This is a genomic window from Streptomyces sp. NA02950 (genome assembly GCF_013364155.1).
Lineage (GTDB): Bacteria > Actinomycetota > Actinomycetes > Streptomycetales > Streptomycetaceae > Streptomyces.
Window position 1 is genome coordinate 8,972,461 of sequence record NZ_CP054916.1, and the last position, 12,124, is coordinate 8,984,584.

Sequence of the window (12,124 nt, forward strand, 5' to 3'; positions counted from 1 at the left end):
TTCACTGGTGCCAGGACCGCCACAGGGCCGCGTACGCCCCGTCCGCCGCGACGAGTTCGTCATGACTGCCGAGTTCGCTGATGCGGCCCGCCTCGACCACGGCGATCACATCCGCGTCATGCGCGGTGTGCAGACGATGGGCGATGGCGACCACGGTCCGGCCCTCCAGCACCCGGCCGAGCGAGCGCTCCAGATGGCGCGCCGCCCGCGGATCCAGCAGCGAGGTCGCCTCGTCCAGCACCAGGGTCTGCGGATCGGCGAGCACCAGCCGGGCGAGCGCGATCTGCTGCGCCTGCGCCGGGGTGAGCGCCAGCCCGCCCGAGCCCACCTCCGTGTCGAGGCCGTCCTCCAGCGCGCGTGCCCAGCCGTCGGCGTCCACCGCGCCCAGTGCCGCCCACAGCTCCGCGTCCCGCGCGGAGGTGCGGGCCAGCAGCAGGTTGTCCCGCAGTGAGCCCACGAAGACATGGTGTTCCTGGTTGACCAGGGCGACATGCTCACGCACCCGCTCCGCGGGCATCCGCGATAGCTCCGCACCCCCCAGGGTCACTTCGCCCGCCCGGGGCGCGTAGATCCCGGCGAGCAGCCGTCCCAGGGTGGACTTGCCCGCCCCGGACGGCCCCACCAGTGCCAGCCGGGTCCCCGGCCGCACCTTCATGGACACCCCGTGCAGCACATCGCTGCCCGCCCGGTAGCCGAAGCGCACCTCGTCGGCGCGCACATCCCGGCCCTCGGGCGTCACACCCCCGTCCCCGGAACCCTGCTCGATCTCCCGCACTCCCACCAGCCGGGCCAGCGACACCTGGGCCACCTGGAGCTCGTCGTACCAGCGCAGGATCAGTCCGATCGGCTCCACCAGCATCTGCGACAGCAGTGCCCCCGTCGTCAGCTCGCCGATGGACATCCAGCCCCGCATCACACAGACGCCGCCGATCATCAGCACCGATCCGGTGATCAGCGTGTAGCTCACATTGATCACGGGGAACAGCACCGACCGCAGCCAGAGCGTGTAGCGCTCCCATGCGACCCACTGCTGGATGCGCTGCTCGGACTGGGCGATCCGCCGGTCGCCCAGCCGATGGGACTCGATGGTGCGCCCGGCGTCCACGGACTCGGTGAGGGACGCGGCCACCGCCGCGTACCCGGCCGCCTCCGAGCGGTAGGCGCCCGGCGCCCGGCGGTAGTACCAGAGGCAGCCGACCACCAGCACCGGAAGGGCCACCAGTACCGCCAGCCCCAGCGGCGGGGCGGTCACGGTCAGCGCGCCCAGCAGCAGCCCGGTCCACACCACACCGATGACCAGCTGCGGCACGGCCTCGCGCATCGCGTTCGCCAGCCGATCGATATCGGTGGTGATCCGGGAGATCAGATCACCGGTCCCGGCCCGCTCCAGCACACCCGGCGGCAGACCCACCGACCGTACGAGGAAATCCTCCCGCAGATCCGCGAGCATCTGCTCGCCCAGCACCGCACCGCGCAGCCGCACCATCCGCACGAACACGGTCTGCACCACCAGTGCCGCCAGGAACAGCGTGATCGTGCGCCCGACGGGCAGATCGTCCCGGCCCTCCGCGAGATCCTCGACCAAACGGCCGAGCAGATGCGGGCCGACCATCGAGGCGAGCACGGCGGTGGCGTTCACCACCATCAGCACGGTGAACGCCCCGCGGTGCCGCCGCAGCAGCTCCCGCACATAGGCCCGCACGGTTGTAGGCGTGCCGACGGGCAGTGTTGTCGCCGACTCCGGCGCGGCCGGGTCGTAGCCGGGGGGTGCCACACCGATCATGCCGACTCCTCGATCTGTTCCTCGATCCGTTCGATGTCCACGAGAGCGGCGCCGCCCGGCTCCGCGCCGCCCGGCTCCGCGCCGCCCGGCTCCGCGCCGCCCGGCTCCGCACCGTCCCGCGGCGCCGTCCGGCCGCCGGGCTCGTCGTCCGCTTCACGGGTGACGACCGCGCGGTACACGGGGTGGCTGCGCAGCAGTCCCCGATGGGTGCCCACCCCGGCCGCCTCGCCCTCGTGCACGAAGACCACCCGGTCAGCCCGGTCCAGCAGCAGCGGGCTGGAGGTGAGGACGACCGTCGTCCGCCCCTCCCGCAGCCGTCGCACCCCCTGCGCGATCCGCTCCTCGGTGTGCGAGTCCACGGCGGAGGTGGGTTCGTCGAGCACCAGCACCTCCGGGTCGGTCACCAGCGAACGGGCCAGCGCGAGCCGCTGCCGCTGGCCACCCGAGAGCGAACGGCCGCGCTCGGTGATCCGTGTGCGCATCGCGTCCGCCTCACCCGCCTCGTCGAGGGACGCCTGCGCCAGCGCCTCCAGCACATCGCCGCACTGGGCCGCGTCCAGAGCCTGCTGCGCGCCGACCCGGCCCGACCGCGGTACGTCGAGCAGCTGGGTGAGCGTCCCCGACAGCAGCACCGGATCCTTGTCCTGCACCAGCACCGCGCCGCGCGCCGCGGCCAGCGGCACCTCGTCCAGCGCGACCCCGCCCAGCAGCGCCGACGGCGCCGCGCCGGAGCCATCGGCGTCCGTGGCCCGCTCGGGTGGATGCCCGCCCAGCCGGTCCGCCAGCCGCCCCGCCGCGTCCGGGTCGCCGCAGACCACCGCGGTCAGCCGCCCGGCCGGTGCGAGCATGCCGCTCGCAGGGTCGTACAGATCGCCGCGGAGCGTTGTCACGCCGTCCGCCGCCGCGTGGTCGCCGCCCCCGGCGCCCCGGCTCCCGCCATCGAGGTCCCGGCCGGCGCCGCCGCGCCCCGGTGAGGGCCGTTCAAGTGCCAGCACCCGTGCCGCGCGCCGCGCGGACGGCCGGGAGAAGGAGTACGCCATGGCGATCTCCTCGAAGTGGCGCAGCGGGAAGAGCAGGAAGGTGACCGCGCTGTAGACGGTGACCAGCTCGCCCACCGTGATCCGCCCGTCCTGGGCCAGCACCGCCCCGTACCAGACGACGCCGATCAGCAGCAGCCCCGGAAGGGCCACCTGGACGGCAGCGATCAGCGCCCACATCCGCGCACTGCGCACCGCCGCTACCCGCACCTCCTGCGACGCGCGCCGGTAGCGGCCGAGGAACAGTTCCTCACCGCCGATACCGCGCAGCACCCGTAGCCCGGCCACGGTGTCCGAGGCCAGCTCGGTCGCCCGCCCGGCCTTCGACCGCTGCTGATCGGCCCGCCGGGCCGCGGGCGGCAGCAGCGGTAGTACGGCCAGCGCCAGCGCGGGCACCCCGAGTGCCACCACCGCGCCCAGCGCGGGCTGGTAGATCACCAGGGCCACACACACCCCGATGGTGGTGAGCGCGGCCGCGGTGAAGCGGGACAGTGCCTCCACGAACCAGCCGATCTTCTCGACATCGCCGGTGGAGACGGCCACCACCTCGCCCGCCGCCACCTTGCGGGTGAGGGCCGAGCCCAGTTCCACCGCCTTGCGGGCCAGCAGTTGCTGCACCCGCGCCGCGGCGGTGATCCAGTTGGTGACGGCGGCCCGGTGCAGCATCACGTCCCCGAGCGCGGTGAGCACGGTCAGCCCCACCATCAGCGCCCCGGCCAGGGCGAGGCGACCACCTGAGCGGTCCACCACCGCCTGCACTCCGAAGCCGATCGCTACGGGGAAGCACACCAGGGCCGCCATGTGCAGCAGCCCCCACAGCGCGGCCTTGATCTGTCCGCCCAGCTGGTTCCTGCCCAGCCAGAAGAGAAACCGGGAACCTGACCGTACGTCGGGTCGGCCGGGATCGATGTAGGGAAGATCGCGAATGTGCATGACGTCCCAGGTCTCGGGCAGTGCTCGGGCTGGCAGACAGACGAGCAAGGCTCGCCTCCCGGGGGATGCGGATTCAACTGCTTTTTCCTGCGAGAGCAGGGAACACGCCACTCCGCGTACGGTGCTTCCGCGCCGGGATGGGACGATGGGAGACATGCGAATGTCCGGCACGATGTCCATGCGTACGGCGGCCGCTGCCGCCGCCGCCCTGCTCCTCCTCACGGCCTGCGGCGGTGGCGGTGACAGCGGGGGCGACAAGGACGGCGAGGGCAAGCAGGCCCAGCGCGGCGCGGCGTCCGCGTCGGACCCCACCCGCATCCCGAAGGTCGGCGATGCCCTCCAGTCCCGGATCCCGTCCCAGGCCCGCCAGGTCGTGGCGGTCTACGGCAAGGGGGTGAACTCCGCGGACTCCACTGTCGTGCTGTACACCAAGCAGGGCAAGTCCTGGGAGCGCACTCGGAGTTGGGCGGCGCACAACGGCAAGCGCGGCTGGACGACGAGCCATCACGAGGGCGACAAGCGCAGCCCGGTGGGCGTCTACACGCTCAGCGACGCGGGTGGCGTGCTGCCCGACCCCGGCGCCCGGCTGCCCTACAGCGCGTCCAACTCCTTTGCCGCGCCCCACTACTGGCCCAAGTCCCACTGGACCGACTTCAACTACGTCATCGCCATCGACTACAACCGCGTCAAGGGCGCCTCACCGCTGGATCCGACCCGGCCCGAAGGGCAGCGCAAGGGCGGCTCCATCTGGCTGCACATGGATCACGGCAGCGGTACGTCGGGGTGTGTCAGCCTCTCCAAGTCCGGGATGGAGTATCTGCTGAAGAACCTCGACCCCAAGCAGCACCCGGTGGTGGTCATGGGGGACGGCGCGCATCTGGCCGCCTGAGGTTGCGCACGCCTGAGACGCCTGAGCTTGCGCCCGTTGCGTCCGTACGTCACTGCGCAAAATGTTTCTGCAACTGACTGGAAACCTTTGCGTCATCTCTTGACGTGTTCAGCGCCAGCCCGGCAGGCTGCCGTGCGGAACCACCGCCCCCGGTGCGGCGGTTCCGCTACCCCCCACGGTGGCCTGGCGCGTGGCTGCCTTCGTGGGCACTCCGGTGCCCGGATCCCGAAGGAGCCGCTTTATGCGACACCGGTCCCGTCTGCTGGGCGGAGCGCTGGCCGGGCTGCTCACGGCAGCCGCCATCGCCACCGTCGCCCCCTGGTCCTCCCAGGCCACACCGCCGGGCGACAAGACGGTCACCGCCACACTGTTCGAGTGGAGGTACGACGCGGTCGCCCAGGCGTGCAAGGACTCGCTCGGCCCGGCGGGTTACGGCTATGTGGAGGTCTCGCCCGCCTCCGAGCACATCCAGGGCGGGCAGTGGTGGACCTCCTACCAGCCCGTCAGTTACCGGATCGCCGGACGGCTCGGTGACAGGCACGCTTTCAAGAACATGGTGGGCGCATGTCACCAGGCGGGTGTGAAGGTGATCGCCGACGCGGTCATCAACCACATGTCGTCGGGTTCCGGTACCGGCACCGGCGGTACGGCCTACACGAAGTACACCTATCCGGGTACCTACCAGGACCAGGACTTCCACGGCTGCCGCAAGGACATCGGCGACTACGGCAACCGAGGCGAGGTCCAGAACTGCGAACTCGTCGGCCTCGCCGACCTCGACACCGGCAGCGACTACGTCCGGGGTGCCATCGCCGGTTATCTCAGCGACCTCCGCTCGCTGGGCGTGGACGGATTCCGCATCGACGCCGCCAAGCACATGGCCGCCGGCGACCTGGCCGCCATCAAGGGCAGGATGGCCGACCCGGGCATGTGGGTATCGGAAGTCATCTACGGTGCGGGCGAGGCCGTTTCGCCCGAGGAGTACACCGGTATCGGCGACGTGGACGAGTTCCGCTACGGCGGCCACCTCAAGAGCGCGTTCCAGGGCGGCAACATCGCCCAGCTGAAGTCGGTGGCCGACGGAAAGCTGAGCAGCGACAAGGCCCGGACCTTCGTCGACAACTGGGACACCGAGCGCAACGGCTCGACCCTCACCTCCAAGGACGGCGCGTCCTACACCCTCGCCAACGTCTTCATGCTCGCCTCGCCCTATGGTTCGCCCAATGTGTACTCCGGCTACGAGTGGACCGACAGGGACGCGGGCCCGCCCGCGGGCGGCGCGGCCCGCTGCGGCAACGGCAGCGGCTGGACCTGCACCCACGCCAGGACCGACATCACCGGCATGGTCGGCTTCCGCAACCAGGTCGCCGGTGCCGAGCTGAAGGGCTGGTGGGACAACGGCGGCAGCGCCCTCGCCTTCAGCCGCGGCGGCAAGGGGTTCGTCGCCCTCAACAACGGCGACGGAGAGCTGAGGGAGACCTTCAGCACCTCGCTTCCGGCAGGTACCTACTGCAATGTGGCCAAGGCGGCACCGGACAGGTGTGACGGCAACACGGTGACGGTCGCCGACGACGGCACGGTGCGGACCACCGTCCCGGCCAAGAGCGCACTGGCGCTGCACACCGGCGCCAAGGGCTGACCCCCCGCCGGCTTCCGGTCGGCGCCCCGCGCCCCGCGTACGCGCCTGACGCACGCGGGGCGCGATCGTGTCTCGGGTACGCGCGGCGCGATCGCGGCGATGGTGTCTCAGCAGCCGTGGCCGTGAGCGGTGGACAGGGTGTCCAGCAGTCCGCCGAGGACCTCCCGCTGCTCGGCGCTGAGCGGCGCCAGGATGTCCTCGGCGGCCGTCCGGCGTGCGTCACGCAGTGCCCGCAGGGTCGAGCGGCCGGAGTCGGTCAGCTCGACGCGCACCACCCGCCGGTTGGTCGGATCCGGTACCCGGCGCACCGAGCCATGCGCCTCCAGGGCGTCCACCAGCGTGGTCACCGCACGCGGCACCACCTCCAGCCGCTGCGCCAGATCCGCCATCCGCGGCGGCTCGTCGGTGTGTGCGACGGTGCGCAGCAGCCGGGACTGGGCGGGGGTGATACCCAGGGGCTCCATATGGCGCTTCTGGGCACGGTGCAGCTTCCGTGTCAGGCGCAGCAGCTGCTCCGCCAGGAGGCCGGAGGTCTCGGGCTCGGGCATGATCGGCAGTCTATCAGGACCGTGTTCATTGTGAGCGTAGGTAACAATGAGCTATGCTCCGATGACTTTGCCGACCGGACCGCCCGGTCCCCGGCGGCGGTGCGTCCTCCGCCGCCGGACCCTGCCACCAGAAGGAGCCCATGCACCACGACGACGCGTCAGGGACCGCATCGGCCGCCGAGCCGGAGCGTCCCGCCCAAGTGCGCCGCATCCTCCGGCTCTTCCGCCCCTACCGCAGCCGCCTCACCGTGGTCGGCCTGCTCGTCGCCGCCTCCGCACTGGTCTCGGTGGCCTCGCCCTTTCTGCTGCGTGAGGTCCTCGACACCGCCATCCCCGAGCGCCGCACCGGACTGCTGACCCTCCTGGCCCTCGGCATGATCGCCGCGGCCGTCGTCACCAGCTGCTTCGGGGTGCTCCAGACGTTCATCTCCACCACCGTCGGCCAGCGGGTGATGCACGACCTGCGCACCGCCGTCTACGACCGGCTCCAGCGGATGCCGCTCGCCTTCTTCACCCGCACCCGCACCGGTGAGGTCCAGTCCCGGATCGCCAATGACATCGGCGGCATGCAGGCCACCGTCACCTCCACCGCGACCTCACTGGTCTCCAACCTCACCAGCGTCGTCGCCACGGTCGTCGCCATGCTCGCCCTCGACTGGCGGCTGACCGTGGTCTCGCTGCTCCTGCTGCCGCTGTTCGTCTGGATCAGCCGCCGCGTCGGCGCCGAGCGCAAGAAGATCACCTCACAGCGCCAGAAGCAGATGGCCTCGATGTCCGCGATGGTCACCGAATCCCTGTCGGTGAGCGGAATCCTGCTCGGCCGCACCATGGGCCGGTCCGCCTCGCTCACCGAGGAGTTCTCCCGGGAGTCCGAGCGTCTGGTCGGACTCGAGGTGCGCTCCAACATGGCGGGCCGCTGGCGGATGTCCACCATCGGCATCGTCATGGCCGCCATGCCCGCCGTCATCTACTGGGCCGCCGGAGTCGCCCTCCAGACGGGCGGCCCCTCGGTCTCCATCGGCACCCTCGTCGCCTTCGTCTCGCTCCAGCAGGGTCTGTTCCGGCCCACGGTGAGCCTGCTGTCCACCGGTGTCCAGGTGCAGACCTCCCTGGCGCTCTTCGCCCGTATCTTCGAGTACCTCGACCTGCCGATCGACATCACCGAGCCCGCCGAGCCCCGGCGGCTGGAGAGCGTGCGCGGTGAAGTCCGCTTCGACGGCGTCGACTTCGACTACAACACCCAGGACCCCGCCTCCGCCCAGGGGACGCTGCGCGGAATCGAGCTGACCGTTCCGGCGGGCGACAGCCTGGCCGTCGTCGGTCCGACCGGCTCCGGCAAGACCACCCTCAGCTATCTGGTGCCCCGGCTCTACGACGTGACCGGCGGCCGGGTGCTGATCGACGGAGTCGACGTCCGGGACCTCGACTTCGACACCCTCGCCCGCGCGGTCGGCGTGGTCTCCCAGGAGACCTATCTCTTCCACGCCTCGATCGCCGACAACCTGCGCTTCGCCAAGCCCGACGCGACCCATGAGCAGCTCGTGTCGGCGGCGAAGGCCGCGCAAATCCACGACCACATCGCATCCCTCCCCGACGGCTACGACACCCTGGTCGGCGAGCGGGGCTATCGGTTCTCCGGCGGCGAGAAGCAGCGCCTCGCCATCGCCCGGACGATTCTGCGCGACCCGCCGGTGCTGATCCTCGACGAGGCCACCAGCGCTCTCGACACCCGCACCGAACAGGCCGTCCAGGAGGCCATCGACGCGCTGTCGGCGGGACGCACCACGATCACCATCGCCCATCGGCTGTCCACGGTGCGGGACGCCGGCCAGATCGTGGTGCTCGACGGCGGCCGGGTCGCCGAGAGCGGTACCCACCAGGAGCTGATGGCCCGGGACGGCCGCTATGCCGCCCTGGTGCGCCGTGACGCCCAGCTGTCGCCCGCCCCGGCCGTCTAGGAACAGCGGCAGCGGTTCAGCAACACCGGCAGGTCCAGCAACAGCGGCAGCGGCCCCGGAATACCGACAGCGGGTGGCTCAGGTGAACTCGGCGCGCACCGCCTCCGTGTGCTCGCCGAGTTCGGGCACCGGCCGCATCGGCGCCCGGCGCCCCGCCACCTCGACCGGGGGCAGCAGCCCCCGCAGCGGCCCGACGGGGGAGCCGAACTCACCCCAGCGCTCCCTGGCCGCCAGCTGAGGATGCGCGGCGAACCCGGCGACGTCCCGCAGCCGGGCGTTGGCGATACCGGCCCCGTCCAACAGCGCGATCAGCCCCTCGGCGGTGTGCCCCGCGAAACACTCCTCCAGCTCGGCCGTCAGCTTCTCGTCATGGGCGCGGCGCGTCGGATTGTCGGCGAACAGCGGATCACGGATCAGCTCGGGGCGGCGCAGCACCCGTTCGCACAGGGCCACCCACTCGCGGTCGCTCTGCACGCTCAGGAACACCTGGGCGCCGTCGCCGCAGCGATAGGCGCCGTACGGGGAGATCGACGGATGGCGGGCGCCGCTGCGTGCGAGGGGCGTACCGCCGTACTCCTGGGTGAAGTACGGGTGCCCCATCCACTCGCCCAGCGCGTCCAGGAGACTCACGCTCAGATCCGTCCCCTCGCCGGTGCGTTCCCGCTCGTACAGCGCGGTGAGAATCCCGCTGTAGGCGTACATCCCGCCCGCGATGTCCGCGATGGAGATGCCGGGACGTGCCGGTTCCGCGGGGCTGCCGGTGATCGACAGCAGCCCCGTCTCGCACTGGATGAGCAGGTCGTACGCCTTCTTGTCCCGGTACGGTCCGCTGGCGCCGTACCCCGAGATGGCACAGGTGATCAGACGGGGATGCAGGGCCCGCAGCGTCTGTGACCCCAGACCGAGCCGATCCACCGCCCCGGGCGCCAGATTGTGCACAAAGACATCCGCGCGGGCGAGCAGCGCGTCGAGAACGGCCCGGTCGGCGTCGTCCTTGATGTCGAGGACGACGCTCTCCTTCCCGCGATTGATCCAGACGAAGTAGGCCGAGGCCCCCTTCACCGCACGGTCGTAGTCACGGGCGAAGTCGCCCCGCCCCGGCCTCTCGACCTTGATCACCCGCGCACCCAGATCGGCGAGCTGGCGGGTGGCGTACGGAGCGGCGACGGCCTGTTCCAGGGCGACGACAGTGATGCCGTCCAGCGGCTGTGCGGGCACGGATGACTCCTTCGGATACGGATAAGCCAGTGTCTTCCCCGCGCGGGGCGGCGGCCCAACACCGCCCGCCCCACCCGGCTCAGCCGAGCAGCCGCCGCAGAAAGGTGATCTGCTCCGCCTGCTGATGGGTGCCCCCGCCCTCATGGCCGTTGAACGGCCACACCTTCAGCTCCTTCTCGCCCGCGTAGTGGTGGTACGCGGCGAAGCCGCAGGAGGTTGGGGTGATCTCATCGCGCAGCGCGGTCGAGAACAGCGCGGGCGCCTGCGCGCGCGCCGCGAAGTTGAGTCCGTCGAAGTGGTCGAGCGTGGTGAGCACCTGGTCCGTCAGATGGCGCTGACCGGCGCAGAACCGGGCCAGCTCGCCGTACGGATCGGCGTCGGTGATCTCGAGCGCGCGCCGGATGTGCGTCATGAACGGCACATCCACCAGGGCCGCGGTCAGATCGGGCACCAGCCCGGCCGCGGCGAGCGCCATGCCGCCGCCCTGGCTGCCGCCGCTGACCACGATCCGCTCGGGGTCCACCAGCGGATGGGCCCGGGCCGCCGCCACCGCGCGCACGGCGTCGGTGTAGAGCCGCCGGTAGTAGTAGTCGTCCGGGGAGAGGATTCCCTTGGTCATCATGCCGGGTGCCTCGGGCCCGGTGCCGCCCGCCGGATCGGCGGTCGCGCCGGGCGTCTGCTGGGACCAGCCCTGGCCACGGGTGTCCATCACGAGGACCGCGTAGCCCACGGACGGCCACAGCAGCCAGTTGTGCGGCAGCCCGCGTCCGCCGTTGTAGCCGACGTACTGCACCACGCACGGCAGCGGACCCGCCGCGTCGCGCGGGGCCAGCAGCCACCCCCGTATCCGGTGCCCGCCGAAGCCGGCGAACTCCACGTCATCGGTGTGCACCCGGCCCAGACCCGCCTCGTACGGCGTGAACACCGCGTCCAGGTCCGTGGTGCGCGCTTCGGCGAGGGTGCGCTCCCAGAAGGTGTCGAAGCCCTCGGGCTCGGCCAGCGCGGGACGGTAGGCGTGCAGCTGGTCCAGAGGCAGATCGACAAACACGCGGAAGAACCTCCGAAGTCATCCGTCAGCCGGTGGCTGTCCGGGTATCCGATCAGCGTTCGAAGTGCTGGTCAAGGGAGTTCCGAGGCACAGCGGCCACCGCGCGGGCACACCCGGTCCCGCGGTGCCGGGGGCCTCGCGGGGGAGCGGGGAGTCGTCCGAGCGGTGGTGGCGGCGTCCAGTGGGTGCCGATGGTCCGGCCGGGGAAACGCCGGGCGCGGCCCCGCGCTCAGCGGTCGATCCGGGCGTCATGCGGCCCGGAGTCCGGCACCTCCCCGACGCGGGCCGCGGCCGGATCCAGCACCCGGTTGAGGAACGCCCGGGTGCGCGGATGGCGTGGATCGGCCACCACCTGCTGTGGACCGCCCTCCTCCACGATCACCCCGTCGTCCATGAAGACGACCCGGTCCGCGACCTCGCGGGCGAAGCTCATCTCATGGGTGACCACGAGCATCGTCATCCCCTCGTCGGCCAGCGAGCGCATCACGGCGAGGACATCGCCGACCAGCTCCGGGTCGAGGGCCGAGGTCGGCTCGTCGAACAGCATCAGCTCCGGGTCCATGGACAGCGCCCGTGCGATGGCCACCCGCTGCTGCTGGCCGCCCGACAGCTGCGCCGGGTAGGCGTCCTCCTTGGCGGTGAGGCCCACCCGGCCCAGATTCTCCCGGCCGACGCGCCGGGCCTCCGCCTTGTCACGGCGCAGCACCCGCCGCTGGGCGATGGTGAGGTTCTCCAGCGCGGTGAGGTGGGGGAAGAGGTTGAACGCCTGGAACACCATGCCGATCCGGCGCCGCACCCGGTCGATGTCCACATCCGGGTCGGTGACCTCCGCCCCGGCCACGGTCACCGAGCCCGAGGTGGGCTCCTCCAGGAGGTTCACACAGCGCAGGAGGGTCGACTTGCCCGACCCCGAGGGGCCGATCACACACACCACCTCGCCCCGCCGCACCGTGAGGTCGATGCCCTTGAGCACCTCCAGCTCCCCGAAGGACTTGTGCAGCTTCTCGACCCGGATGGCAACACCGTCTGGCCGCTCGGTCTCCTGCTGCTGCTTCCGCTCTGCCATCTCCC

9 protein-coding genes are annotated in these 12,124 nt (G+C 71.4%); 3 read left to right on the plus strand and 6 right to left on the minus strand.

Annotation, left to right across the window (positions count from 1 at the left end):
* Position 1: 1 nt before the first annotated feature.
* Entirely contained in the window at positions 2-1,783 is a 1,782-nt protein-coding gene (locus HUT19_RS38560; RefSeq protein ID WP_176185607.1) for an ABC transporter ATP-binding protein, read from the minus strand.
* Positions 1,780-3,753, minus strand: a complete 1,974-nt coding sequence (locus HUT19_RS38565; protein WP_176187814.1) for an ABC transporter ATP-binding protein — start codon at positions 3,751-3,753, stop codon at positions 1,780-1,782. Before HUT19_RS38565 ends, HUT19_RS38560 begins: the two co-directional genes overlap by 4 nt.
* Before the next feature lie 154 nt (positions 3,754-3,907).
* On the opposite strand from HUT19_RS38565, the gene HUT19_RS38570 reads away from it, so the two are divergent.
* Both HUT19_RS38570 and HUT19_RS38575 read left to right on the plus strand, forming a co-directional pair.
* Complete coding sequence (locus HUT19_RS38570; RefSeq protein ID WP_176185609.1) at positions 3,908-4,642, plus strand: L,D-transpeptidase family protein; 735 nt, start codon at positions 3,908-3,910, stop codon at positions 4,640-4,642.
* Positions 4,643-4,883: 241 nt separating this feature from the next.
* A complete protein-coding gene (locus tag HUT19_RS38575) occupies positions 4,884-6,281 on the plus strand; it encodes an alpha-amylase family protein (protein ID WP_176185611.1) in 1,398 nt (465 codons plus the stop codon).
* A gap of 107 nt (positions 6,282-6,388) precedes the next feature.
* On the opposite strand, the gene HUT19_RS38580 is transcribed toward HUT19_RS38575, so the two are convergent.
* Positions 6,389-6,829, minus strand: a complete 441-nt coding sequence (locus HUT19_RS38580; protein WP_176185613.1) for a MarR family winged helix-turn-helix transcriptional regulator — start codon at positions 6,827-6,829, stop codon at positions 6,389-6,391.
* Between the two features lie 140 nt (positions 6,830-6,969).
* Between HUT19_RS38580 and HUT19_RS38585 the strand changes: the two genes are divergently transcribed.
* Positions 6,970-8,787, plus strand: a complete 1,818-nt coding sequence (locus tag HUT19_RS38585; RefSeq protein WP_176185615.1) for an ABC transporter ATP-binding protein — start codon at positions 6,970-6,972, stop codon at positions 8,785-8,787.
* Between the two features lie 78 nt (positions 8,788-8,865).
* Here HUT19_RS38585 and HUT19_RS38590 read toward each other — a convergent pair whose 3' ends face one another.
* From HUT19_RS38590 to HUT19_RS38600, 3 genes are all read right to left on the minus strand, one after another.
* Entirely contained in the window at positions 8,866-10,005 is a 1,140-nt protein-coding gene (locus HUT19_RS38590; protein WP_176185617.1) for a CaiB/BaiF CoA-transferase family protein, read from the minus strand.
* A gap of 79 nt (positions 10,006-10,084) precedes the next feature.
* Entirely contained in the window at positions 10,085-11,053 is a 969-nt protein-coding gene (locus HUT19_RS38595; protein ID WP_176185619.1) for an alpha/beta fold hydrolase, read from the minus strand.
* Positions 11,054-11,282: 229 nt separating this feature from the next.
* Positions 11,283-12,119: an amino acid ABC transporter ATP-binding protein gene (locus tag HUT19_RS38600; protein ID WP_176185621.1), complete on the minus strand. Its 837-nt coding sequence runs from the start codon at positions 12,117-12,119 to the stop codon at positions 11,283-11,285.
* Positions 12,120-12,124: the final 5 nt, after the last annotated feature.

What these genes read in the sequence shown, in the direction of transcription:
- HUT19_RS38560 (WP_176185607.1), bottom strand. Translation starts at nt 1,783, where the DNA reads ATGATCGGTGTGGCACCCCCCGGCTACGACCCGGCCGCGCCGGAGTCG.
- HUT19_RS38565 (WP_176187814.1), bottom strand. Translation starts at nt 3,753, where the DNA reads ATGCACATTCGCGATCTTCCCTACATCGATCCCGGCCGACCCGACGTA.
- HUT19_RS38570 (WP_176185609.1), top strand. Translation starts at nt 3,908, where the DNA reads ATGCGAATGTCCGGCACGATGTCCATGCGTACGGCGGCCGCTGCCGCC.
- HUT19_RS38575 (WP_176185611.1), top strand. Translation starts at nt 4,884, where the DNA reads ATGCGACACCGGTCCCGTCTGCTGGGCGGAGCGCTGGCCGGGCTGCTC.
- HUT19_RS38580 (WP_176185613.1), bottom strand. Translation starts at nt 6,829, where the DNA reads ATGCCCGAGCCCGAGACCTCCGGCCTCCTGGCGGAGCAGCTGCTGCGC.
- HUT19_RS38585 (WP_176185615.1), top strand. Translation starts at nt 6,970, where the DNA reads ATGCACCACGACGACGCGTCAGGGACCGCATCGGCCGCCGAGCCGGAG.
- HUT19_RS38600 (WP_176185621.1), bottom strand. Translation starts at nt 12,119, where the DNA reads ATGGCAGAGCGGAAGCAGCAGCAGGAGACCGAGCGGCCAGACGGTGTT.